General features: G+C 57.4%; 25 protein-coding genes. 20 read left to right on the top strand and 5 right to left on the bottom strand.

Annotated elements, in window-relative coordinates:
- Positions 1-31 precede the first annotated feature (31 nt).
- The 3 genes from AC1Q9F_RS07535 (at position 32) to rpoS (ending at position 2,874) form a co-directional block, all read left to right on the top strand.
- On the top strand, positions 32-667 hold the full coding sequence (locus AC1Q9F_RS07535; RefSeq protein ID WP_170844894.1) for a protein-L-isoaspartate(D-aspartate) O-methyltransferase: 636 nt from the start codon (positions 32-34) through the stop codon (positions 665-667).
- A 211-nt stretch (positions 668-878) separates the two neighbouring features.
- Entirely contained in the window at positions 879-1,760 is an 882-nt protein-coding gene (locus AC1Q9F_RS07530; RefSeq protein WP_011332705.1) for a peptidoglycan DD-metalloendopeptidase family protein, read from the top strand.
- 106 nt (positions 1,761-1,866) lie between these two features.
- The gene (gene rpoS / locus AC1Q9F_RS07525) at positions 1,867-2,874 is read left to right on the top strand and encodes an RNA polymerase sigma factor RpoS (RefSeq protein WP_007954831.1); all 1,008 of its coding nucleotides are present in this window, start codon (positions 1,867-1,869) and stop codon (positions 2,872-2,874) included.
- A 488-nt stretch (positions 2,875-3,362) separates the two neighbouring features.
- Here rpoS and fdxA read toward each other — a convergent pair whose 3' ends face one another.
- The 5 genes from fdxA to AC1Q9F_RS07500 form a co-directional block, all read right to left on the bottom strand.
- On the bottom strand, positions 3,363-3,686 hold the full coding sequence (gene fdxA / locus AC1Q9F_RS07520; RefSeq protein ID WP_007908827.1) for a ferredoxin FdxA: 324 nt from the start codon (positions 3,684-3,686) through the stop codon (positions 3,363-3,365).
- A gap of 163 nt (positions 3,687-3,849) precedes the next feature.
- Positions 3,850-6,420, bottom strand: coding sequence for a DNA mismatch repair protein MutS (gene mutS / locus AC1Q9F_RS07515; RefSeq protein WP_207986178.1), 2,571 nt, complete (start codon positions 6,418-6,420; stop codon positions 3,850-3,852).
- 278 nt (positions 6,421-6,698) lie between these two features.
- Positions 6,699-7,094 carry a GtrA family protein gene (locus AC1Q9F_RS07510; protein WP_492619641.1) on the bottom strand — a complete coding sequence of 132 codons (396 nt, stop codon included), beginning with the start codon at positions 7,092-7,094 and terminating at the stop codon, positions 6,699-6,701.
- A gap of 9 nt (positions 7,095-7,103) precedes the next feature.
- Positions 7,104-8,114 (bottom strand): glycosyltransferase family 2 protein, encoded by a 1,011-nt coding sequence (locus AC1Q9F_RS07505; RefSeq protein ID WP_207985176.1) that lies wholly within the window; start codon positions 8,112-8,114, stop codon positions 7,104-7,106.
- Positions 8,115-8,155: 41 nt separating this feature from the next.
- Positions 8,156-9,361: a hypothetical protein gene (locus AC1Q9F_RS07500; RefSeq protein WP_492619642.1), complete on the bottom strand. Its 1,206-nt coding sequence runs from the start codon at positions 9,359-9,361 to the stop codon at positions 8,156-8,158.
- A 406-nt stretch (positions 9,362-9,767) separates the two neighbouring features.
- On the opposite strand from AC1Q9F_RS07500, the gene AC1Q9F_RS07495 reads away from it, so the two are divergent.
- The 17 genes from AC1Q9F_RS07495 (at position 9,768) to AC1Q9F_RS07415 (ending at position 22,618) form a co-directional block, all read left to right on the top strand.
- A complete protein-coding gene (locus AC1Q9F_RS07495; RefSeq protein WP_207986179.1) occupies positions 9,768-10,502 on the top strand; it encodes a LexA family transcriptional regulator in 735 nt (244 codons plus the stop codon).
- Positions 10,503-11,014: 512 nt separating this feature from the next.
- Positions 11,015-11,443: a tail fiber assembly protein gene (locus AC1Q9F_RS07490; protein WP_007954841.1), complete on the top strand. Its 429-nt coding sequence runs from the start codon at positions 11,015-11,017 to the stop codon at positions 11,441-11,443.
- A gap of 144 nt (positions 11,444-11,587) precedes the next feature.
- Positions 11,588-11,779, top strand: a complete 192-nt coding sequence (locus tag AC1Q9F_RS07485; protein ID WP_081493567.1) for a Com family DNA-binding transcriptional regulator — start codon at positions 11,588-11,590, stop codon at positions 11,777-11,779.
- Positions 11,780-11,783: 4 nt separating this feature from the next.
- Positions 11,784-12,362 (top strand): DUF642 domain-containing protein, encoded by a 579-nt coding sequence (locus AC1Q9F_RS07480; RefSeq protein ID WP_207985179.1) that lies wholly within the window; start codon positions 11,784-11,786, stop codon positions 12,360-12,362.
- A 111-nt stretch (positions 12,363-12,473) separates the two neighbouring features.
- Positions 12,474-12,812, top strand: a complete 339-nt coding sequence (locus AC1Q9F_RS07475; protein ID WP_007954843.1) for a phage holin family protein — start codon at positions 12,474-12,476, stop codon at positions 12,810-12,812.
- A gap of 73 nt (positions 12,813-12,885) precedes the next feature.
- A complete protein-coding gene (locus AC1Q9F_RS07470; protein ID WP_492619643.1) occupies positions 12,886-13,407 on the top strand; it encodes a hypothetical protein in 522 nt (173 codons plus the stop codon).
- Between the two features lie 3 nt (positions 13,408-13,410).
- Positions 13,411-14,019, top strand: a complete 609-nt coding sequence (locus tag AC1Q9F_RS07465) for a phage baseplate assembly protein V (RefSeq protein ID WP_492619644.1) — start codon at positions 13,411-13,413, stop codon at positions 14,017-14,019.
- Positions 14,020-14,033: 14 nt separating this feature from the next.
- Positions 14,034-14,366, top strand: coding sequence for a phage baseplate protein (locus AC1Q9F_RS07460; protein ID WP_179692488.1), 333 nt, complete (start codon positions 14,034-14,036; stop codon positions 14,364-14,366).
- Positions 14,363-15,358, top strand: a complete 996-nt coding sequence (locus AC1Q9F_RS07455) for a baseplate J/gp47 family protein (RefSeq protein ID WP_492619645.1) — start codon at positions 14,363-14,365, stop codon at positions 15,356-15,358. The genes AC1Q9F_RS07460 and AC1Q9F_RS07455 overlap by 4 nt, the downstream gene beginning before the upstream one ends.
- Positions 15,355-15,990 carry a phage tail protein I gene (locus AC1Q9F_RS07450; protein WP_492619646.1) on the top strand — a complete coding sequence of 212 codons (636 nt, stop codon included), beginning with the start codon at positions 15,355-15,357 and terminating at the stop codon, positions 15,988-15,990. The genes AC1Q9F_RS07455 and AC1Q9F_RS07450 overlap by 4 nt, the downstream gene beginning before the upstream one ends.
- Positions 15,991-18,915, top strand: coding sequence for a tail fiber protein (locus tag AC1Q9F_RS07445; protein WP_492619647.1), 2,925 nt, complete (start codon positions 15,991-15,993; stop codon positions 18,913-18,915).
- A 24-nt stretch (positions 18,916-18,939) separates the two neighbouring features.
- Entirely contained in the window at positions 18,940-19,488 is a 549-nt protein-coding gene (locus tag AC1Q9F_RS07440) for a DUF4376 domain-containing protein (RefSeq protein WP_207985184.1), read from the top strand.
- 86 nt (positions 19,489-19,574) lie between these two features.
- Positions 19,575-19,997 (top strand): phage tail protein, encoded by a 423-nt coding sequence (locus AC1Q9F_RS07435; RefSeq protein ID WP_207985185.1) that lies wholly within the window; start codon positions 19,575-19,577, stop codon positions 19,995-19,997.
- 98 nt (positions 19,998-20,095) lie between these two features.
- A complete protein-coding gene (locus tag AC1Q9F_RS07430; protein WP_207985186.1) occupies positions 20,096-20,281 on the top strand; it encodes a hypothetical protein in 186 nt (61 codons plus the stop codon).
- Between the two features lie 2 nt (positions 20,282-20,283).
- Positions 20,284-21,450, top strand: coding sequence for a phage tail sheath protein (locus tag AC1Q9F_RS07425; protein WP_207985187.1), 1,167 nt, complete (start codon positions 20,284-20,286; stop codon positions 21,448-21,450).
- Positions 21,450-21,956 carry a phage major tail tube protein gene (locus AC1Q9F_RS07420; RefSeq protein WP_492619648.1) on the top strand — a complete coding sequence of 169 codons (507 nt, stop codon included), beginning with the start codon at positions 21,450-21,452 and terminating at the stop codon, positions 21,954-21,956. The genes AC1Q9F_RS07425 and AC1Q9F_RS07420 overlap by 1 nt, the downstream gene beginning before the upstream one ends.
- A gap of 80 nt (positions 21,957-22,036) precedes the next feature.
- Complete coding sequence (locus tag AC1Q9F_RS07415) at positions 22,037-22,618, top strand: phage tail assembly protein (protein WP_492619649.1); 582 nt, start codon at positions 22,037-22,039, stop codon at positions 22,616-22,618.
- Positions 22,619-22,727: the final 109 nt, after the last annotated feature.

Genomic DNA, 22,727 nt, shown 5'->3' with positions numbered 1-22,727 from the left:
ACAAGACGACAGGCTGCGCAGCGGCATCGGGATGACGTCCCAACGAACCCGTGAGCGGCTGATCCAGCGTCTGTACGAAGAGGGCGTTTCCAACGCCAGCGTGCTGGAAGTGATCCGCCGCACCCCGCGACACCTGTTCGTCGATGAAGCGCTGGCGCACCGTGCCTATGAAGACACCGCGCTGCCGATCGGCAACAACCAGACCATTTCCCAGCCGTATATGGTGGCGCGCATGAGCGAGCTGCTGCTGGAGGCCGGGCCGCTGGATAAAGTGCTGGAGATCGGCACCGGTTCAGGTTACCAGACGGCAGTGCTGTCGCAACTGGTCGAGCGGGTGTTCTCGGTGGAGCGCATCAAGGTGCTGCAGGATCGGGCCAAGGAACGCCTGGTCGAGCTCAATCTGCGCAACGTGGTGTTTCGCTGGGGCGATGGCTGGGAAGGCTGGCCGGCGCTGGCGCCTTACAACGGCATTATCGTCACGGCAGTCGCCACCGACGTGCCTCAGGCTTTGCTTGATCAACTGGCACCGGGCGGGCGGATGGTGATTCCGGTCGGTTCGGGTGAAGTGCAGCAATTGATGTTGATCGTGCGCGAAGAAAACGGCTTCTCCCGACACGTTCTGGGGGCGGTGCGTTTCGTGCCATTGCTGAACGGTCCGCTGGCCTGAGCATTTGTTTCAGGATGCTGAATTCCTGTCGAGTGCGCCTGTCTTACAGCGGCAGCGAATGTTTAAACAGGATGGATCGTCTACAAGCAAACGTGTGCGCCAAGCGATAGCGCTTCTATAAAGGTAAAGCCGGTTGCGCCCGTTATACTTGCGAAGTTTCATGCCGGAATCGGCATTCCACATTTTTCAGCCACCACAAAGGGAGCGGCGGGTGAGTCTCACAGTCATTGCGCAGCGTATGGGTAACACGAGCTTTCAGCGCCTGGTGACTGGCCTTGTCTTGAGCACCTTGCTGGTCGGTTGCTCCAGCACAAAATCGAGCAACGTTCGGGTCGTCGATCGCAACAATGCGGTGGCCCAGCGTCCGGTCGTGACGACCGGGCAGTATGTAGTCCGTCCGGGCGATACTTTGTTTTCCATCGCTTTTCGCTACGGCTGGGACTACAAAGCCCTCGCTGCCCGGAACAACATTCCTACGCCATATACGATCCATCCAGGTCAGACGATTCGCTTCGATGGGCGCACCGGTTCAACGTCGACTGCGGTCGTGAGCAACTCCGGTTCTTCAGCGTCTTCGTCCAGTAAAACCACGGTTATCCGGCGCCAGGCAAATGGCACAACCACCACCACAACCACGGGTTCCGGTGCGGCTTCGACGACGGTTGTACCGTCCGTCGCCAACAAGCAAACACCCGCACCATTGCCTCCACCGGGCCCGGCCCCGACCGGCTGGGGATGGCCATCTAATGGCATTCTGATTGGTAAATTCTCTTCAAACGGTAGTTTGAATAAAGGAATTGATATCGCCGGAGATTTGGGACAGCCTGTTTTAGCTGCGTCTGATGGGACGGTGGTTTACGCCGGGAGTGGCTTAAGGGGCTACGGCGAATTAGTCATCATCAAACACAGCGAAACCTACGTCAGTGCTTACGGACACAACCGTCGGCTGTTGGTACGGGAGGGGCAGCAGGTCAAGGTCGGACAGACAATTGCCGAAATGGGGTCAACGGGTACAGACCGGGTGAAACTGCATTTTGAGATTCGCCGACAAGGTAAACCTGTAGATCCGCTGCAGTTCCTGCCAAGACGTTGATTTGCAGACCAGCCTGTTCCGTCGCGTAGAGGGGACAGGCTCCAGCGTTGCCAAGGATAAAGGCGCCGCTTGAGCTTGGGGTCGAACTCACCAAAGGACTATAACAATGGCTCTCAGTAAAGAAGTGCCGGAGTTTGACATCGACGATGAGGTTCTCCTGATGGAGACCGGCATCGATTCGGATTCGATGTCGAATGATGAAGGGGCTGCTCCACCTTCCGTTCGTGCCAAATCCAAACACTCCGCTTCACTTAAACAACACAAGTACATCGATTACACTCGGGCACTCGATGCCACGCAGCTGTACCTCAACGAAATCGGCTTTTCCCCACTGCTCTCCCCGGAAGAAGAAGTTCATTTTGCGCGCTTGTCGCAAAGTGGCGATCCTGCCGGGCGCAAGCGCATGATCGAAAGTAACCTGCGGCTGGTGGTCAAAATCGCCCGGCGTTACGTCAATCGGGGGCTGTCGCTGCTGGATCTGATCGAAGAGGGCAACCTCGGACTGATCCGCGCGGTGGAAAAGTTCGATCCCGAGCGCGGCTTTCGCTTCTCGACCTACGCAACCTGGTGGATTCGTCAGACCATCGAGCGCGCGATCATGAATCAGACCCGGACCATCCGGTTGCCGATCCATGTGGTCAAGGAGCTCAACGTGTACCTGCGGGCTGCACGGGAGCTGACGCAAAAGCTCGACCACGAACCTTCACCCGAAGAAATTGCCAACCTGCTGGAAAAACCGGTGGGCGAGGTCAAGCGCATGCTGGGCCTGAACGAGCGGGTTTCTTCGGTCGACGTCTCGCTGGGTCCGGATTCGGATAAAACCCTGCTGGACACCCTGACGGATGACCGTCCGACCGATCCGTGCGAACTGCTGCAGGATGACGACCTGTCGCAGAGCATCGATCAATGGCTCTCGGAACTGACCGACAAGCAACGCGAGGTGGTCGTGCGCCGCTTCGGCCTGCGCGGCCATGAGAGCAGTACGCTGGAAGATGTAGGCCTGGAGATCGGCCTGACCCGGGAGCGGGTGAGACAGATCCAGGTGGAAGGCCTCAAGCGCCTTCGTGAAATTCTTGAGAAAAACGGCCTGTCGAGCGAGTCGCTGTTTCAATAAGCCACCCGCATGACCGCTATGCAGAAAGCCCCGACTGGTTCGGGGCTTTTTGTTGGCGCACTGAAAGCGGGAGGCATTCCCGCCTTGTAGGTTTGCGTTGTAAGCCTTTGCTGACTGTATCGTAAGTGTTCGTTATTTTTACACGGCCGCTCAAGGCGATTGTGCTCATCGGATATTAGTAACGTAATGATTTATATGGTTATTTTTCAATGTTAAGGGCTTATGACAACAGGTTCGTGCGCTGGAGGCCAGTTGCCCCCGGCGGGGAAATCTCTAGTATCTGGGTTGTGTCGACGGATAGACACGCCCTTCAAGGAAGAGGGGAACGGACATCGCAGGAAGCGATTCATCAGGACGATGAAAAGGAACACAGGGAATAGGGAAAAAATGTGGGCGGGTCAAACCGCCCCTTTTTTTTGCCTGAAAAAAGGCAACCCGGAAAAACAAAAAAGGCCCGCGAGGGGCCTTTTGTTCAAACGCGAGACAGATCAGCGTTCGAGGTCTTTGATCTTGCCTTTGACGCCATCCCACTCTTCGGCATCCGGCAGCGATTCTTTCTTCTCGGTGATGTTCGGCCAGATCTCGGCCAGCTCGACGTTCAGCTGAATGAACTCCTGCATCTCTTCCGGAACTTCGTCCTCGGAGAAAATGGCTACGGCCGGGCATTCCGGTTCGCACAGGGCGCAGTCGATGCACTCATCCGGGTGAATCACCAGGAAGTTCGGGCCTTCGTAGAAGCAGTCCACCGGACAGACTTCTACGCAGTCGGTGTACTTGCACTTGATGCAGTTGTCGGTGACGACGAAGGTCATTTCTAATTTTCTCCTCAGGCGGCGGCAGCGTTGCCCCTTCACGGTTGGGGTCGCCAGGTTCGGGAGCGATGTCTGCCAGCCAGGCTATTAGCCAGCAGCATCCCAAACCGCGCGAGATTCTAACAGCTTGAAGCCGTTTGCGTTATATCCGGTTCGTCGGTGCTTAGATCCGGTTCTTTAGTGCATAGAGCATTTCGAGTGCACGACGCGGTGTCACGTCATCCAGATCCAGTTTCGCCAACTCATCGAGCACCGGATGCGGGAGGCTGGCAAACATGTCGCTCTGCTGCGGTGTCGCCGGTTTGCCCTTGGCGGCCGGTTTTGGCGCCTCATGCGGCAGCGCGGTATCTTCCAGGCGGCTCAGGTGCTCACGAGCACGCACGATCACCTCGCTCGGCACGCCGGCCAGCTGGGCAACCGCAAGGCCATAACTCTGGCTCGCCGGCCCCGGCAACACATGGTGCAGGAACACGATGCGCTCGTTGTGCTCGGTAGCGTTGAGGTGCACGTTGGCTACCAGCGGTTCGGCTTCCGGCAGCACGGTCAGTTCGAAATAGTGCGTCGCAAAGAGAGTATAGGCGCGCAGGTGCGCGAGGCGCTCGGCTGCGGCCCACGCCAGGGACAGACCGTCGAAGGTGCTGGTGCCGCGACCGACTTCGTCCATCAGCACCAGGCTGCGTTCGGTGGCGTTGTGCAGAATGTTGGCCGTTTCGCTCATTTCCACCATGAAGGTCGAGCGCCCGCCAGCGAGGTCATCGCTGGAACCGATCCGGGTGAAAATCCGGTCCACCAGCGACAGTTCGCAACTGGCCGCCGGCACGAAGCTGCCGATATGCGCCAGCAATACGATCAGTGCAGTCTGGCGCATATAGGTGGATTTACCGCCCATGTTCGGGCCGGTGATCACCAGCATGCGGGTGTTGTCGTCCAGGCTCAGGTCGTTGGCCACGAACGGTGTGGTCAGCACTTGCTCGACCACCGGGTGACGGCCCTGGGAGATGCGCATGCACGGTTCGCTGACGAACGTCGGGCAATTCAGGTCGAGATTCAGCGCGCGTTCGGCGAGGTTACTCAGCACGTCCAGTTCGGCCAGCGCGCCAGCGGTGTCCTGCAGCGGCGGCAACTGGCTGATCAGATCCTCCAGCAACGCCTCGTAGAGCATCTTCTCGCGAGCCAGGGCGCGGCTCTTGGCCGACAGCGCCTTGTCCTCGAACTCTTTCAGCTCAGGCGTGATGAAGCGTTCTGCGCCTTTGAGGGTCTGGCGGCGGATGTAATCTGCCGGCGCCGATTCAGCCTGCTTGCTCGGCAATTCGATGAAGTAGCCATGAATGCGGTTGTAGCCGACTTTCAGGTTGGCGAGGCCGGTACGGGCCTTTTCCCGTGCTTCCAGATCGATCAGGAACTGGCCGGCGTTCTCGCTCAGCGATTGCAGTTCGTCGAGTTCACTGTCGTAACCGGTTTTCAGCACGCCGCCGTCACGGATGACCGCCGGCGGGTTGTCGATGATGGCCTTTTCCAGCAGCGCCGCCAGTTCCGGGTAGGTGCTGGTGGTGGTCGCCAGGCGTTGCAGGTGCGGGGCCTCGAGATCGGTCATCGCCACTTGCAGTTCAGGCAGGGCACCGAGTGCATCACGCAGGCGGGCGAGGTCGCGAGGGCGGGCGTTGCGCAGGCCGATCCGCGCCAGGATCCGCTCGATGTCGCCGATTTCCTTGAGCTGCGGTTGCAGGTTTTCAAAGCGATAGCGGTCGAGCAGGCAAGTGATCGAGGTCTGGCGAGCCAGCAGCACGGTCAGATCGCGCAGTGGGCGGTTCAGCCAACGGGTCAGCAAGCGGCTGCCCATGGCGGTCTGGCAACGGTCGACCACCGATTGCAGAGTGTTGTCGCGGCCGCCGGCCAGGTTGGTATCGAGTTCGAGGTTACGGCGGCTGGCGCCGTCCAGCACCACGGTGTCGTCCAGACGTTCATGGCGCAGGCTGCGCAGATGGGGCAGGGCGGTGCGCTGGGTTTCCTTGGCATATGCCAGCAGGCAACCGGCGGCGCCGATCGCCAGGGTCAGGGTTTCGCAGCCGAAGCCTTTCAGGTCCTGGGTGGAGAATTGCTGACAGAGACTTTTCAGCGCCGAGTCGCGCTCGAAATCCCACGGTGCACGACGACGTACGCCCCGGCGTTTTTCTGCCGGCAAGTCTTTTGGCCAATCATCCGGGATCAACAGCTCGACCGGGTTGACCCGCTCAAGCTCCGCCAGCAGGTTCTCCCAGCCCTTGATCTCAAGGACGGTGAAGTTGCCGCTGGTGATGTCCAGTACGGCCAGACCGAACAGGCGCTCGTCGCCCAGCACCGCTGCGATCAGGTTGTCGCGACGTTCATCCAGCAACGCCTCGTCGCTGACCGTACCGGGGGTGATGATCCGCACCACCTGGCGTTCCACCGGGCCTTTGCTCGTGGCTGGATCACCGACCTGTTCGCAGATCACGACTGACTCGCCTAGCTTGACCAGCTTCGCCAGATAACCTTCCGCCGCGTGATACGGAATCCCGCACATCGGAATCGCCTGACCCGCCGACTGCCCGCGCGCGGTCAGGGTGATGTCCAGCAACTTGGCTGCCTTCTTCGCGTCTTCGTAGAAGATCTCGTAGAAGTCGCCCATGCGGTAGAACATCAGCTGGTCCGGGTGCTGATTTTTCAGGCGCCAGTACTGCTGCATCATCGGGGTGTGACTGGATAGGTCGCTAATTGCTTTATTCATCAGTGGATTAGTGCTATCTGTTCAAAAGTGCGGGGGGCCAAAATGGGTCAATTCATTTTTGAGAAATCAATGAATGTCACATGCACCGGCACGGTTGGAAATGTGGGGCAGAGGTTAACACACGGAGCCGGCGCGCTCACTCTCATTGGATGACAGGCAACGGCAAGGCGACTGATTACGCGCATGCCGAGTTGGTGGTTCTGCGCTAGCCCGGCATGGATACGATTGATATTTACGAGTTCTATAAATGATGAATTGAATGAGGTTCAGCTGGAAGTTTGCTGAAAGACATAGTATTTGCAGGTAAAGAACCCAAAAAGAGCAACTACAATTATGGCTGCGACTTGCACCAGTTGATGGGGGTAGCCAAGAAGGTCGACAAGTGAGTAAAGCATGAACAGGTTTATAAGGTAGCCCGAGACATGCATCTGCACATAGCGAAACAAAGCTCTTCGGTTTGAGGCTTGGGAAAATGTCCATCTGTAGCTGGCGATATAACCAATGACGACCCCTGTTGCGTACATTGTTGTCATTGCAATTTTTTCGTTGCCGCCGGCATACGTTATGAGCAAATATCCAATGTAAAGGAAGATGTTGTTCAATATGCCGACTATGCCATAGCGGATTAATTGGTAAAAGGCAGGGTTCCGGAGAGATTTCATCTGGATCAGTTAAAACCTTTCTTCATCAACGTATATTTCGGATTCTCTGTTTTGCGGCGTGTCTTTCGTTTTTCTGCGAGTTTCGAAAGTCTGACGACCTACAATGTACAGGGGGCGTTTTTTTGTTTCGTCGAAGGTTTTTCCGACGTATATGCCTACGATGCCCTGAATCGAGATTACTACCCCGCCAATGAAAAATATAGACACCATAAGACTGGTCCAGCCTTGTACAACTGCTCCATGAAGCATTGTGGTAAACAGGAGATACGAACCATATAGAAATGATAGCAATGCCATGGTAAATCCAAGCTTCACTGCAAGTCGGAGCGGTTTGTCTGAATACGCAATTATCGTTTCCATGGCCAGGTTCCAAAGCTTGGAATACGTGTAAGTACTTTTCCCCTCTGATCGCTCAGCGTGTGTAATCTCGACTCCAGTGGTATTAAAGCCTGTCCAGTGTACCAATGCACCGAAGAAGCGGAGACGCTCTCTCATTTGACACAGGTTGTCGACGACTTTTCTTGAAATGATACGGAAGTTTCCGCTGTCTCCATCGTATTCAAAATCTGCCAGATAGCTGAAAAGCTTGTAGAACATCCATGAAGTGAATCGTTTGAGCAAAGGATGGCTACGCTTGCCTCGCAATGCCAGAACAATGTCGTAGCCCTCTTGTGCTTTGGCGTACAAGCGTGGAATTTCCTCCGGACGATCCTGAAGATCGCAATCCATTACTACAACCCATTCTCCGCGACAGGCATCGAGGCCGGCGGTAATACCATAATGTTGACCAAAATTACGACTTAACTGAATACCCAATACACGTGGATCATCGTTCGCCAGACGTTCTATGATTTTCCAGGAACTATCACCGCCGCAGTCCTCGACCAGCAATATTTCGAAGTTCACAGTGATCTCTTCCAGGGATTTTTTTAATCTGGAGTAAAGTTCGTCAAGAGACTTCTCGGCCTTGTAGACCGGGACAATGACTGAAATATGCGGAGTCGATGCTTTGGTTGTCATAGTCTTGTATGTCATGTCGGTAATATGGAGAGGATCACGGGTTACCAGAATCTTGAGTTAAAGAGAAGTTCCTGCCGGTAGTAGAATATTCCAGCGGCGGTATGCATGAAAAACAACAAAATGCAAATAGCGTATTTTATTTTACCAGTTGTATTGCTCGTCAGCTTTGCATGGTTCTCGAACAGAAATGCTACGGAAAACAAGAAAACCAGATACAAACCAATCTGTCCGCTCCACCAGAAGTTTCCGGAATACATTCTGTATCCGGTCTCTGCGAAGAAGTACATCAGGATAATTCCCATCAAGAAGCAGCAGGAGGAAAAAACAACTGCCTTGTCTTTGATGAAGGTTTTTGGATAGCACATGAAAACGAATAACGGGAATGCTATGGACAGCAGAAACTTCGGTATCAGATAGCCGGAGTAGTGTGCCATTGTTTCGAATGGCAAAACCGTAATGTTGCTTTCTTCGTTGCTTGTTCCTTTCGAAAGTTCCTGGAAGAAATACGTCTGAAAGAACTGAAGGCTTAGCAGCATGAATATCGGGAGGAAGAAGGCACGGTAAATATAAGTGTGGCTGAGCATGGGCTTCAGCTTGCCGATCAGGAATAGAAATACTACAAAGGCGGGTAGTACTATCATTAAGAAATTGGGTTTTGCAATTCCGCACAGGAATAAGGAGGCAGCAAAGGCGATCGCGCTGGGCAGCTCGTTTTTTGATGGGCTGGTAGCTGATTTCAATGCATAACAAAATACGATAAGCGACAGAGGTTTCAACAGCAGCATTGTAGGGCTGTGATAAACGTTGATTCCAACATAGCCAAAATAAAGATGCTGGTCTACAAAATAGAATAGTTGCAACGGCGTGACGATTAGCAGGCACGTCGAAAACAGAATGGCGACTGCTCTGGATGTATGTTTCAGCAGAATTCTGTAGTTAAGGACAGCCAGAAGAAAAGTGGACAGCACGATGACCACGGTGGAAGAGTCTATGTAATTCAGAGAGAAAATGTTTTTTGCGAGAATAACAAGAAGATGATACAGCGGATGCGGCAACATCAGCTTCTGCGTTTCTTCCATTTCGCGTGCCCACATCAAGTGAGCGATATAATCGTTTCCGACAGCCGACAGCTCACGGATTATAGGGGCGAAGATGACGATGCTTATGGCAAGCAGGAGGCCGTACGAAACAAGGTTCCATGAAACTTTCGGCTGTTCTAGTAGTGTACCTTGGTTGTTTTGGGTCATGGGCTCCTGCCTGTACTCGTGAGCGGTTGAGTTGATTTTCTACAGTGATGTGGTTGTTGGAATTTTTATGGTCTTTTTTTTCGTGAAATATAGAGTTCGATTTTATTTTGCTTCGTGCGTACTTGTAAGGCAGTGAATTTCATAGTGTTCTGAATATGCTTGGTAATGGCATTTGTTTTAATTTCATGACTTTTAAACCAGTTACTGCACTATCAATTTCGCGCGAGCGAGTATACCCGTTTTTACGCTCGATTCCCGCTCGCCCTGCGGACAATGGCATTTGATGAATTGTATGGGTTCGGTGGTCGGTCGTGTGGGGGGCGATGCTGATCGAGCGGATGCTTTATGCATGATTTATGCAAAACAGCATTTGTCTTCCCGAAAAACTTCAAGCACTATGCGCGTTATGCAAAAACGCAACGTATCCTCCGTCTTAAGAGCACTGCTCGATCAGCACGGGATCTCCCCCACGGAGCTTCACCGTCGCACCGGCGTGCCTCAATCCACTCTCTCGCGGATTCTCAGCGGGAAGATCGTCGATCCTTCGGATAAGCACATCTCGAAGATTGCCGAGTACTTCGCCGTGAGTACCGATCAACTGCGCGGGCGCGCGGACGTTGCGCCGCTCGTCGGTGGCGGGCGCGAGGAGTTGCATTCCGAACTCAAGGACATAAGCCTGTGGGACGACGACACTCCCGTCGATGATGACGAGGTGTCGGTGCCCTTTCTTCGTGAGGTTGAATTGGCTGCTGGATCAGGAAGATTCGTCATTGAAGAGAGCGAACGCTCCAGCCTGCGCTTCGGCAAGCGCAGCCTGCGCCATAATGGCGTGCAGTTCGACCAGGCCAAATGCGTGACCGTGCGGGGCAACAGCATGTTGCCGGTCTTGCGTGACGGCGCCACGGTTGGCGTCAACGCGGGCAAGTGCGGGATCGGCGACATCATTGACGGCGACCTTTATGCGATCAATCACAATGGCCAGTTGCGGGTGAAACAGCTTTATCGCCTGCCGACGGGCATCCGTCTGCGCAGCTTCAACCGCGACGAGCATCCCGACGAGGACTACAGCTTCCAGGATATGCAGGAAGAGCAGATCGTCATCCTCGGTCACGTTTTCTGGTGGGGCATGTACGCTCGATAATCTGATCTCCTTCAGACAAAACCCGCTTCGGCGGGTTTTTTTTCGCCTGCGCAAAACCGTCTGACCCTTGAATGGCGGGGCTTTCATGCATCCGCGCATTTCTTGCGCATAAATAAATGCATTTATGCATTGACTGTATATGCATTCATGCATATTCTTGCCACCAAGCCGCTCGACAAAGCGGCTGGCAACAACGGCTCTTTAGTTCCACAAGAACAGGCAGCGATGAACCGGCCTTAACGGTTCAGAGGGTTGGCAACTGACCCGGGTGTGCAGCGTAAAGCACCAGAAGCAGTTATCCGGCGGGCAGGGACCGCGGTCGGAAAAACAATCTGAACAGACTCGTACCGCGCCAGTAGCGCCGAAAAGTCAGCTTCCTTCACGTACACAGGATCGAAGGAAGGCGAAGGAGCGCATTGCTGAAAAGCCCGGCGAGCTGCCGGGCTTTTTGGAATGCCTTTTTGGCAGGAACAGAAGGCCGGGATCCCGGCAATCAAAAAAGGATGATAAGCATGAATCGATACGTCTTTATCTCGATGCCCAGTTCCAAGGTTTATCGGGTGCTTGATACCGAGGAAGGGAAGCCGCTCAATCCTCCTGACGGATTGTGGGGGGAATGGGTGGATGCCACAGGAAACACGGAAGTTGTGGTCGGATGGAATGCCAGACTGGTCAACAACCAGTGGGAGTTGCATGCACCCACTTTCGAAGAGGTGGCAAGTCAGGTCAAGTTCCTCGCAACTGAGAAGCTATCGAATGCCAAAGGCTGGCTGACGTTCAACCCGCTGGATTACAAGCAGGATTTGGGCATTGCAACGCCAGAGGAAGAAGCGGTGTTGCTGGCTTACAAGCAATACGTCATCGCCGTGTGCGATTACAAGAATCAACCGGGTTACCCGTACACCATGATTTGGCCGACAGAGCCTTTTTCGCTGGTTTGATTCGACGACCCGATTGTTCTGGTCTGTATGACCGAAAAGCCCGGCCTCCGCGCCGGGCGTTCTGAAATGCCTGCCTCAGGCAGGCGCTTCAACAAGGTTTCGCGGCATGAGCAAGGCCAGGCAGAGAATCAAAAGGATTTGTCGATGTTGAAAGAGTGCCGCTGCGGCCATTGCAAACGACTGCTCGCCCGGATGGGCGAGTACACAGAACTCCAGATCAAATGTTCCCGCTGCGGAACGTTGAATCACGTGAAGGCCGCGAGCCCCGAGCGATCGCCTGTGAGCGACATGCGTGCTGCATCGTCAGCACAACCTGATCAATCTCCTCATAGGTAAAGACATGAACATTCTCAAGAAATACGTAGCTCCGTTTCTCGCTGTTGCACTGCTGGGCAATGGCGGCAGCGCAATTGCCGCCAACCTCCTGGTGAACGGCAGCTTTGAACAATCGACATGCGGTGGTGGCTGCATTCTGGACACTCCGGCAAAAACCAATGCCATTACAGGCTGGACGACGTTCCTGTCCGGTGCCGAATACTTCAACATGCCCAATGCCATCGGCGGTTCGGTAGCAGCAGATGGCGTGATGATCGTTGACCTGGCCAACTACGTTTACGGCAATGGTGGCGGGATTCAGCAAAATTTCGCCACCACCCCGGGCGCCCGATACCGATTGACCTTCAGCGCGGGCAACTCGCGTTACGCCAGCCGCTCCGGCGACGGTGTCATTCAGGTGAAAGTGGCCGGGCAGACCGCTACGTTCAACACACCGACAGCCAAAGGCGTCGCGGTCGAGTGGAGCACCGTCACTTACGAGTTCACCGCGATTACCGCGCAGACGACTCTGGCGTTTTCCAACGAGCAGAACCCATACGCCAACTACGCCTTCATCGACAACGTCATTGTCGAGCGCCTGTAACTGCTGAATGCGCGGAATCTGTCGCTGTTCTTCCCCGCGTCAGAGGCGATACCCGTCCGGTGTCGCCTCTTCACTTTCTCTTCATTCATCAACGCTTTCAGGAGGCGTGACATGACAAACGAGCAACAAGCGTTGCTGGACATGCCAATCTGGCTGGTCATCCTCCTTGCCGTGGCGGGCGGGGTGTCCGGCGAAATGTGGCGCGCCGACAAGGAGGGCGCCCGCGGCTGGCCGCTGCTGCGGCGGCTTGCCTTGCGCTCCGGTGCCTGCATGATCTGCGGCGTGTCGGCAATCATGCTGCTGTACGCCGCCGGCATGTCGATCTGGGCCGCCGGGGCATTTGGTTGCCTCACTGCAATGGCCGGTGCCGACGTCGCCATCGGCCTTTACGAACGCTGGGCTGCCAAGCGCATCGGCGTCTGCGAAGTTCCGCCGCGCGACCCGCAATAACCCTTTCACTTTCCTGTCTCGCTGCACGCCGTGTGGCGGGACTGCGCGTGGACATTCGAAAAGGAGGTCATGCATGCCTGCACTGGTCTTGCAGCCGTCGCAGCTGTTCACGGCAATGGCGACCGCTTTGCGCAATAACGCCGACCTGAATGTGCAGGTTGGCAGACACGATGACTTCACTGCACCCGGCGACAAGGCCTGGGTGTTGATCGACATCGAACGCAATGCACCGGGAGAGCGTGCCGCCAACGGGCGCATCGCTCATGTACTGACGTTGTCGCTGCAGGTCATTCCAGCGGTTTCCGCTACGGCGTTTGCCGCGTGCGATCTCATTGCCGCCCTGAAGAATCTGGTCACCGACAACCGCTGGGGTTTGCCCGGCGAGCAATGCGATCTGCCGATGAACATTGATGGATTGCCGTCAGTGCTCATCCGCGCCGATCAGCCGAGCAAAGCCTGGACCCTGTCGTTCAACCAGACCCTCTACCTGGGCCCGACCCTGCTGGATGACCCGCTCGGTACACCGAAATTCGCCCGCACCTGGGAAGTCGTCGACATCGACGATCCCGACCAATACACCGCGCTGGAGGCCTGATCGATGTTCGACGCATTACTGCGAATGCACTTGGGCCCGATCATCGAACGCCTGGCGGAGATGGAAGCGGAGATCGAAGACTTGCATCGGCGCGGCGAGAGTTATTGCCGCATCGGCATCTGTCAGGAGGTTGATGCGGGCAGCAATACTTGCCGAGTCAGCCACGGTGGTCTGCTGACGCCGGCCATCAAGTTCTTCAACCCCAGCGCCGGTGCACAGAGCGAATCGCGGATCCCGACGGTGGGCGAGCAGTGTCTGCTGTTCAACTACGGCAGTGGCGAAAGCGGCGCGCAAAGCGTGGCGCTGTTCGGTCTGAACAGTGACCGTTTTCCTCCGACCTCCACCGTGCCGACGCTGACGCGACGGGTTCATCAGGACGGCAGTGAAAGCGGCTACGACGACGCCACGCACACCCTGCACTGGCAGAACGGGCCGGCCGCCTTCAACGGTTCTCGCGAGTCGCTTGAACTGAGCATCGGCCCGGCGCGGCTGGCGATGACGCCCCAGTTGATCAACCTGCAACTGGGCGCCGTCGGCCTGACCATCGACGCCTCGGGCGTGCACTTCAGCGGCCCGTTGGTGGATCACCAGGGTCGCGTCATCAGCCCCTGAATCAAGAGCCTTCCATGATCGGAATCGATAGAGACAGCGGGGCCACGGTCGACGACTGGCTGCAGTTCGTGCAGCGCGCGACACGGGCCCTGACCACGCCGCTGGGCACCCGGCAAAAAAGGCCCCTTTATGGTTCGTTGATCCCCACGCTGCTGGGGCAAAACCTGGGCGACGACGTCCTGTTGCTTGCCCAGAGTCACGCAGCCCAGGCGTTCTACAACCCGCAAAACGGCATCAGCGATTTTCAGCCCGGCGTGATCGTCGCCACCCGACAGGGCGCGGGTTTGCTGCTGCGATTTGCCGGCACCTGGAAAAACCGCCAACAGACTTTCGAGGTCGTGACATGAGCATGTTGATCCCTGGCCAGAACCAGTTGGCCGAACCGTCGCTGATCACCGTCGACGTTTTCGAAGACTTGCTCGCCGAGTTCAAGACGTTCGTGGTCGAGTACGTTGGCGCGCGCTCGCCGCAGAGTGCGGCCAAACTCAAGGCCAGCCTGGAAAACGAAAGCGAACTGCTGACCCTGGCGCTTGAGGCTTTCTGCGTTCGGTTGCAAACCCATGAACGCAAATACAACGCCCGGATCAAGCAGATGCTGGCGTGGTGGGCCACGGGCAGCAACCTTGATGCGCGGCTGGCGGACATGGGCCTGGAGCGGCAGTTGCTCGATCCGGGCGATCCGGCGGCATTCCCGCCGGTGTCAGCAATTTACGAAAGCGACGATGACGCCCGGCTGCGCTATTACCTGGCACCCCATGCACCGGCAGCGGGTTCGCGGATGCAGTATCGCCGCGAGGTGTTCACCCTCGGCGAACGGCCGGTGGTGAAAGTCGAATCCACCGATGCCGGTGTCGTGAACGTCACTTATTCCTTCGCCCGGGACGGTCTCGCCGCGCAGGTCAAGGACGGCAACGGTCGCCGCACGGCGCCTGGCGAAGTGCAAGTCACCGTGCTTGCCCGCGAGGGCGACGGTACGCCGTCCCCGACCTTGCTTGAAGGCGTGCGCCAACACTTTTCCCGGCCCGACGTCTGTCCGGAAACCGACAAGGTCACGGTCAAAGGCGCCGAGATTCAGCGCTACAGAATCCGCGTCGTGGCAAAGATCAATTCCGGCCCCGATTCGGGCCTGACCAAAGTCGCCGCGCAACAGCATTTGCAGGCCTACGCCGACAGCTGCCATCGCCTGGAAGGCCGGGTCGACCCGAGCTGGATCGACTACACGCTGCACAGCGCCGGCGCCGTGCAATTGCAGATTCTTGAACCGCTGACGCCGATCGTCTGCAGCGCATTTCAAGCACCGTACTGCACCGAAGTTAAAGTCGAGGTGCAGACACTATGACGGATCAGACACCGCGTCCGACTCTGCTGCCGGCCAACAGCTCGGCGCTGGAACGGGCACTCGACATCGGCTTTGGCGCGTTGCTTGACCGCATCGCACCGCCGTTTCCCGAACTGATGAATCCGGCCTCCACACCCGTCGCGTTCCTGCCGTATCTCGCAGCGGATCGCGGGGTGGCCGAATGGAGCACCGACGCACCGGAAGCGGAAAAGCGCCTGACCGTCGAACTGGCCTGGCCCACCGCGCGCCAGGCCGGCACTCGCAAGGCACTGGAGAACGCCGCCAAGGGTTTGCAACTCAGGCCGGAAATCCGCGCCTGGTATGAACAGACACCGCCCGGCGCGCCCTACAGTTTTTCCGTGCGGGCCTTCACCGAACAACCCTACAGCGAAGCCATTGACGCCCGTCTCGACCGACGCCTGGCCGATGCCAAGAGCGAACGGGACGTGCTGTCGGTGTCGGTCGGCCTCAGCGCCTTCGGCAGTCACGTCATCGGCGCCGCGACCTTTTGCGGTGAGCTGACCACGGTTTATCCGGTGTTCCTCGAAGGGCTCGAGACATCCGGCGAGGCCTTCATGGCGGCGGCGCTGTACACCGTCGAAACATCCATTATTTATCCTCAGGGGGCCTGAATGGCTGACTACTACACCCTGCTCACCAACGCAGGGATTGCCTACGAAACCGCCTGCAAGGCGGCGGGCGTGCCGATCAAGCTGACGCAGATTTCCGTCGGCGATGGCAATGGCTCGGTTTACAACCCGGCCGCGACGGCTACCGCGCTGAAGCGCGAAGTCTGGCGTGGTCCGCTCAACGCGTTGTTCCAGGACGAGAAAAACCCGAGCTGGCTGCTCGCCGAAGTCACCATCCCGCCGGACGTCGGCGGCTGGTATGTGCGTGAAGCCGGACTGTGGACCGACACCGGGATTCTCTACGCCATCGTCAAATACCCGGAGTCGTTCAAGCCGGTGCTGGCCACGTCCGGCTCGGGCAAAGAGTTCTACATCCGCTCGATTTTCGAGACCAGCAATGCCTCGCTGGTGACGCTGCTGATCGATGACACGGTGGTCAAGGCCACTCGCGCCTGGGTCATGAGCTACCTCGCCGAAGAACTCGGCAAACTCGACGGCAAACAATCGGTTCGCGTCGCCGCCACCGCCAACTTGGTGTTGAACGGAGCGCAGCAGATTGACGGCGTTGCCGTGATTTCCGGTGATCGCGTGCTGCTGCCGAACCAGACCCTGGCCAAGGACAACGGTCTTTGGATCGTCGCTAATGGTGACTGGGTTCGGGCCAACGATGCCAACGTCAGCGCCAAGGTCACACCGGGCCTGACGGTGATGGTGGAGGAGGGCACGCTCAACGGTGATTCGCTGTGGCACCTGACCACCAATGCGCCGATCACCCTCGGCACCACTGCGCTGACATTCAAGATGCTGGCAGGGCGTACCGGGATTGCTGCCGGTACTTACAAGAGTCTGAGCGTCGACGAATATGGCCGTGCGACGGCCGGGTCGAATCCCGACACGTTGTCCGGGTTTGGCATCAAGGATTCGTACACCAAGGCTGAAGTCGAGGCGCTGATTGCCAAGGCATCGGCGTTGCCGGTGGGGTCGATTGTTGCGTTCCCGGTTGACTCGCCACCGCCGGGTTTCCTGGAGCTGGACAACAGCGTCAAGAGCAGCGCGACCTACCCGGACTTGAGCGCCTATCTGGGTGGCAAGTTCAACAAGGGGGATGAGGGCGTCGGGAATTTCCGTTTGCCGGAGGCGCGTGGGGAATTCTTGCGGGGTTGGGATCATGGCCGCGGAGTTGACCCGGGCCGGGCGATAGGCACCTTGCAGAGTGACCTCTTCGGCTCCCACAGCCATACCCATATTCCCGACAACTCAAAGGGCATTTCGAATATTGCGGTCGGGACTGTAGCGGGTTCAGGGCAATATGCAGTGACCGATGGCGGTAATGTGACCGGGTTTGTCGGTGGCTCTGAAACCCGTCCCCGCAACATCGCCGTCATGTGGTGCATCAAAGCCTGGAACGCTCCGATCAATCAGGGAAACATCGACGTAGCGGCACTGGTCAAGGAGGTTTCCCGACTGGGATCTGCCGTTCCGGTGGGTGCCGTCATGGCGTTTCCAACGGGAATCGTGCCTCCCGGCTTTCTTGAGCTGGATGGCAGCATGCAAAGCATGTCGACCTACCCGGATCTGGCGGCGTATCTCGGTACGAAATTCAACAAGGGTGATGAGGGCACCGGCAATTTCCGCTTGCCGGAGTCTCGCGGCGAGTTCCTGCGGGGCTGGGATCATGGTCGTGGTGTAGACCCGGGTCGGGCGATTGGCAGTTGGGCACCTGATGAGCTGAAGTCTCACGTTCACCAAGTTGACGCGCCTGCCAATCCGAGCGGATTTGGCCAGGACAAGGTCGCTCGTGGCAACCGCTCCGACAGCAACGGAACACCACAGACGACTGCCACTGGCGGTTCGGAAACCCGTCCGCGCAGCATTGCAGTCATGTGGTGCATCAAGGCTTGGAACGCGCCGATCAATCAGGGAAACATCGACGTCGCCGCACTTGCCAATGAAGTCGCACAGCTCAAATCCTCCGTTCCGGTCGGCGCTGTTCTGTCGTTTCCAACGGGTGTCGTTCCTGTCGGTTATCTGGAGCTGGACGGCAGTCTGCAGAGCATTGCGACCTATCCGGATCTGGCCGCTTATCTTGGGACCACCTATAACAAAGGCGATGAGGGAGCGGGTAATTTCCGCTTGCCTGAGTCGCGCGGCGAGTTTCTGCGTGGCTGGGACCATGGGCGTGGGGTAGATGCTGGACGGGCGATGGGAAGTTGGCAAAAAGGCAGTTTGCAATCCTTTGACCCTTCTAACGATAGCCTCGCCGTTTCCGGCTTGTGGCATAACACGGCGTCTAACGCAGGTATCGCTCAGGCCCATGGTCTCGATGTTCATTCGACGTCGGACTATTCCGTAAGTAACGCTGTTTTCACGACGGGCGCGGGTCCTGTAAGTGCTGGTGCTTTAGGGGTCACTCGTCCTCGCAACCTCGCCGTCATGTGGTGCATCAAAGCCTGGAACGCCCCGGTCAATCAGGGAAGTATTGATGTCGCCGCGTTGTCCGACCTGGCGCAGCAGGCTACCGAACTCAACCAAGGCACCGCGAAGGTGGCGACCCAGGCACAGGCCGATGCAGGTGCTGACGACAAAACCTTCGTGAGCCCGAAAAAAATGCGATGGGGTTTCTCCATCAGTGTTTCCGGCGACATGAGCGGCAGCTATGTCGTATTCCCAACCTGGCTCGGGGGCTTGATCCTCCAGTGGGGCATGACGAACGCCATCGCATCCGGAGCCAACTACTTACAAGCCTTTCCGGTTGCCTACCCGCTGGTCAACCCATCGGTTTTCATCACTTATCCCAATACGGCCGTAGACGCTCCCGTCGGATCGACCTACATCGGGCAAATCAAAGGGATCAGTAAAGCGAACGTGACCATTCGTAACCTGGGTCAGGCATCTGCACAGTTTTACTACTTTGCAGTGGGTCGCTAATACAACGGAGTGACGAGGCTATATATGAAATTCGCAACATTTGATGAGCACGGAGACCTGACCGGTCGGTATGACTCCGATATTCATAGCGTTATTCCTGAGCAGGCAATTGAACTCAGTGACGCGGTGTTTCTGGCGACCAGAACAGAGAGGGACGGTGTCTGGAAGTTGGTTGACGGTGACGTGGTCAAGTTACCTTTCCCTCACATCGAACCCGATTATGCGGCCCTGTTTGCGGCTGAGCGTTTCACCCGGGAAGCATCAGGTATTGCCGTAGAAGGATTGCGCATCGAAACCACTCGTGAGAGTCAGGCCTTGATCGCAAGCACAGGTCTCTCCGCGCTTCTAGACCCGCAGTACCGTTGCAACTTTAAAACCCTTAACGGTTTTATCGAAGTAGGCGCCGAACAGATTCTCGCCATTGCCAAGGCTGTCCGGGCTCATGTGCAGGCTTGCTTCGACCGTGAACTGATCCTGCTGGAAGCACTTGAGGCCGGCACCTACACCGATGAAATGCTCAAGGATGGCTGGCCGGATTCCCCGCCAGGCACATCAGACCCAACCCTTCAATAAACGCCCCGCTCAACGGGGCGTTTTCATATCAACCCATCCAAGAGGGTGGGTTGAAAGTCGTTGTCCATCAAACAAGGAAGAACCTTATGTTTTATTCACCCTCCACTGGCGGTTTTTACGATCCTTCCATTAACACGGAAATGCCCGGCGATGTCGTTGAGATCTCAAGTGAGTACCGGACGGAGCTCTTGAATGGACTGTCCATGGGCAAGATTATTGTCATGAACGATCAAGGCTATCCGGTGCTGGCTGACCGGCCGGGACCGACCCCTGAGGAGCTCGAGTATTATGAACGTGTGTGGCGCACCCAGCAGCTTACAGTCACTGATCGGGTCGTTGACCAGTACCGTGACGAGGTGGAGCGCTGGCCTACTCTGCTGACTCCGGCGCAATACCTCGAGCTGCAAACCTATCGTCGCACGCTGCGTATCTGGCCAGTGGGCGGTGAGTTGCCCCTGAGCGAACACCGGCCGCCAGCACCGTCGTGGCTCGCCAGCCTGCCTCAATAAAAACGCCCCGCACCGTCGGGGCGTTTTCTTGTCCGCCGATCAGCAATAGAGCCCCTCTCTTAAACCGAGGGGCTTTCCCGTTTATGGAGAAACGAAAAATGGCAATCCGCCAAACCTACACCGTGCTCGTTCCATTCCCCACCGGCGGTGGGCACTGGTCGAGCGTCGGCCAGGAACTCGATCTGCTCGATGTCGAGGCCAGTGCCCTGCACAGCGCCGGTCGACTGGAGCTGAAAACACCTACCACCAAGGCCGTGAAGGCCGCTGCCAAGAAGGCTGACTGACTATGGCTGAGGTTCTGAACTTCGAGCACAACGGCATTACCGTCAATGCCACCGAATCCCCCGAGGCCATGGGTGGCCTGGGCGACAACGTCATCGGTCTGGTCGGCACCGCGCCGAAGGCCGATCCGCTGATTCCGCGCAACGCACCGTTTCGCATCAACAGCTTCACCACCCACGCGCTGCTCGATCCGACCGGCTCGGAAGAGGGCACCCTGTACCACGCCGTTTACCAGATCCTCAAAGTGGTCAAGGTGCCGGTATACGTGGTGATCGTCGAAGCGGGCGCAACCCCGACCGACACCGTCAACGCAGTGATCGGCGGCGTCGAGCCAGCCACCGGCCGCAAGCTCGGTCTGGCGGCACTGGGCAGCGTCCCGGAAGACCTGACCATCATCGGCGCGCCGGGCTTCACCGGCACCAAAGCGGTGGCCAGCGAGTTCGCCTCGTTCGGCAAGCGCATCAAGGCCCGGGTGGTGCTGGACGGCAAGGACGTCTCGGTCGCCGATCAGGTGCTGTACAGCCAGGAACTGGGCGGTGCCGACCTCGGTTTCGACCGTTGCCTGGTGGTGCACAACATGCCGGCCGTGTACTCGAAAGCCGCGAAGAAAAACGTGTTCCTCGCGCCATCCAGTCTGGCGATTGCCGCGCTGGCCAAGGTCAAGCAATGGGAAAGCCCGGGCAACCAGGTCACCTACGCCGAGGACGTGTCCCGCGTCGTTGAATACAACATCCTCGACACCTCCACCGAAGGCGATCTGCTCAACCGCTACGGCGTCAGCTACTACGCTCGCACCATCCTTGGCGGCTTCTCGCTGCTGGGCAACCGCTCGATCACCGGCAAGTTCATCAGTTACGTCGGTCTTGAGGACGCCATCAGCCGCAAGCTGGTGAAGGCCGGCCAGAAAGCCATGGCGAAAAACCTGACCAAGTCGTTCATGGATCAGGAAGTCAAACGCATCAACGACTGGCTGCAAACCCTGGTCGCCGACGAAACCATTCCCGGCGGCAGCGTGTACCTGCACCCGGAACTCAACAGCGTCGAGAAGTACAAGAACGGCACTTGGTACGTGGTCATCGACTACGGCCGCTACGCGCCGAACGAACATATGGTTTATCAACTCAACGCCCGCGATGAAATCATCGAGCAGTTCCTGGAGGACGTTCTCTAATGTTTACCAACCGCGTAAGACAGGCCATCGCGGCCACTCTGCAAGGTTTGCCGCTGTCGGCGACCGTGGAAGAGTTCACTCCGCCGAAGATCGATTTCGACATGGAAAACATGACGGGCGGGCGCTTCATCGTCGAGGAAATGGCCAAGAGTGCCAAGCCGCTGAATGCTCAGATCAAACTGCAGGGCACGGGCGCAGAGGTGTTGCTCGCCATGGGTGTGAAACTGGGCGACGACATTCTGCTGAACGTGCGTGAAGCCGGTCAGGATCAGGACGGCAATACCTGGTTCACCTATCACACCATCGGCGGCAAGCTCAAAACCATGGGTGAAGACGCAATCAAGATGGGTGGCAAAGCCGTGACGACGCTGGACTTCTCCTGCCGCACCTACAACCGGCTGGAAAACGGCATTCCGGTGATCGACATCGACGTGCGCACCCAGAAGTTCGTGCTCAACGGCGTCGACATCCTCGGTGATGCCCGTCGTGCGGTGCTGATGCCGTAAGCCAATCGGCAGATCAGGCACAAAACCTGTGGGCGTTCCTGCCCACAGGAATCTTCAAGAACACCCAAGGAATTCCTTTCATGTCGTGGATGCCACCCAAGCATGACCTGCTGTCGCCGATTGCCGGTGACGACGGCTCGCAGATCGAATCGATCCAGCTCAAGCCGCTGCTCTACGCCGCCCAGAAAGAAGCGCTGGAACGCGCCGGCGACGATGAAGACGATCAGTTCTTCGAACTGGCGCTGCTGGCCACCGGGCTGTCGGTCAAGGAACTCGACCAGCTCAAGCGACCGGACTACGTGACCATTGCGCAGTACGTGCACGAGATGTCGACCCGCCCGGCGTCGTACTTTCTCGACCAGGTCGAAGACGCGGAACAGTCCGACGATCCCGACCAGATGCAACTGCTGCAACCGCTCGCCGTCACCGGCCGCACCGTGACCTCGCTGAGCCTGGAAATGCCGGCGCTGCGTGCTACCAAAGTGATGAAGAAACTGAAAACGGCCAAGGAACGCGCCGAGTTCATCACCGCCCATTGCACCGGCCTGATGATCCCCGATCTGGCCCTGATGACCGTCCCGGACTGGACGCAACTGCAGGTGCGCATCGACGATTTTTTAAACCAGCCGGCGGCCTTCTTTCAGAACGCGACATCGAAGTAATCCTCGATATCGTGCCGCTCATTTACCCGGTAAGTGAGGCGGAGATTCTGGAGTGGGACGCCGAAAAGGCGTTGCGCCGCTACGACATAGCGATCACTCGCCTTGGCGT

This window comes from Pseudomonas sp. GW823-FHT04A03, assembly GCF_058796615.1.
Note: the sequence above shows the minus strand (reverse complement) of the source record. Positions and strands in the feature narration are given on the sequence as shown.

Excerpts from the sequence above, each read along its gene's own strand:
- AC1Q9F_RS07535 (WP_170844894.1), top strand. The coding sequence starts at position 32 with ATGACGTCCCAACGAACCCGTGAGCGGCTGATCCAGCGTCTGTACGAA.
- rpoS (WP_007954831.1), top strand. The coding sequence starts at position 1,867 with ATGGCTCTCAGTAAAGAAGTGCCGGAGTTTGACATCGACGATGAGGTT.
- fdxA (WP_007908827.1), bottom strand. The coding sequence starts at position 3,686 with ATGACCTTCGTCGTCACCGACAACTGCATCAAGTGCAAGTACACCGAC.
- AC1Q9F_RS07510 (WP_492619641.1), bottom strand. The coding sequence starts at position 7,094 with ATGAAATCTCTCCGGAACCCTGCCTTTTACCAATTAATCCGCTATGGC.
- AC1Q9F_RS07505 (WP_207985176.1), bottom strand. The coding sequence starts at position 8,114 with ATGACAACCAAAGCATCGACTCCGCATATTTCAGTCATTGTCCCGGTC.
- AC1Q9F_RS07500 (WP_492619642.1), bottom strand. The coding sequence starts at position 9,361 with ATGACCCAAAACAACCAAGGTACACTACTAGAACAGCCGAAAGTTTCA.
- AC1Q9F_RS07495 (WP_207986179.1), top strand. The coding sequence starts at position 9,768 with ATGCAAAAACGCAACGTATCCTCCGTCTTAAGAGCACTGCTCGATCAG.
- AC1Q9F_RS07490 (WP_007954841.1), top strand. The coding sequence starts at position 11,015 with ATGAATCGATACGTCTTTATCTCGATGCCCAGTTCCAAGGTTTATCGG.
- AC1Q9F_RS07485 (WP_081493567.1), top strand. The coding sequence starts at position 11,588 with ATGTTGAAAGAGTGCCGCTGCGGCCATTGCAAACGACTGCTCGCCCGG.
- AC1Q9F_RS07480 (WP_207985179.1), top strand. The coding sequence starts at position 11,784 with ATGAACATTCTCAAGAAATACGTAGCTCCGTTTCTCGCTGTTGCACTG.
- AC1Q9F_RS07475 (WP_007954843.1), top strand. The coding sequence starts at position 12,474 with ATGACAAACGAGCAACAAGCGTTGCTGGACATGCCAATCTGGCTGGTC.
- AC1Q9F_RS07470 (WP_492619643.1), top strand. The coding sequence starts at position 12,886 with ATGCCTGCACTGGTCTTGCAGCCGTCGCAGCTGTTCACGGCAATGGCG.
- AC1Q9F_RS07465 (WP_492619644.1), top strand. The coding sequence starts at position 13,411 with ATGTTCGACGCATTACTGCGAATGCACTTGGGCCCGATCATCGAACGC.
- AC1Q9F_RS07460 (WP_179692488.1), top strand. The coding sequence starts at position 14,034 with ATGATCGGAATCGATAGAGACAGCGGGGCCACGGTCGACGACTGGCTG.
- AC1Q9F_RS07455 (WP_492619645.1), top strand. The coding sequence starts at position 14,363 with ATGAGCATGTTGATCCCTGGCCAGAACCAGTTGGCCGAACCGTCGCTG.
- AC1Q9F_RS07450 (WP_492619646.1), top strand. The coding sequence starts at position 15,355 with ATGACGGATCAGACACCGCGTCCGACTCTGCTGCCGGCCAACAGCTCG.
- AC1Q9F_RS07445 (WP_492619647.1), top strand. The coding sequence starts at position 15,991 with ATGGCTGACTACTACACCCTGCTCACCAACGCAGGGATTGCCTACGAA.
- AC1Q9F_RS07440 (WP_207985184.1), top strand. The coding sequence starts at position 18,940 with ATGAAATTCGCAACATTTGATGAGCACGGAGACCTGACCGGTCGGTAT.
- AC1Q9F_RS07435 (WP_207985185.1), top strand. The coding sequence starts at position 19,575 with ATGTTTTATTCACCCTCCACTGGCGGTTTTTACGATCCTTCCATTAAC.
- AC1Q9F_RS07430 (WP_207985186.1), top strand. The coding sequence starts at position 20,096 with ATGGCAATCCGCCAAACCTACACCGTGCTCGTTCCATTCCCCACCGGC.
- AC1Q9F_RS07425 (WP_207985187.1), top strand. The coding sequence starts at position 20,284 with ATGGCTGAGGTTCTGAACTTCGAGCACAACGGCATTACCGTCAATGCC.
- AC1Q9F_RS07420 (WP_492619648.1), top strand. The coding sequence starts at position 21,450 with ATGTTTACCAACCGCGTAAGACAGGCCATCGCGGCCACTCTGCAAGGT.
- AC1Q9F_RS07415 (WP_492619649.1), top strand. The coding sequence starts at position 22,037 with ATGTCGTGGATGCCACCCAAGCATGACCTGCTGTCGCCGATTGCCGGT.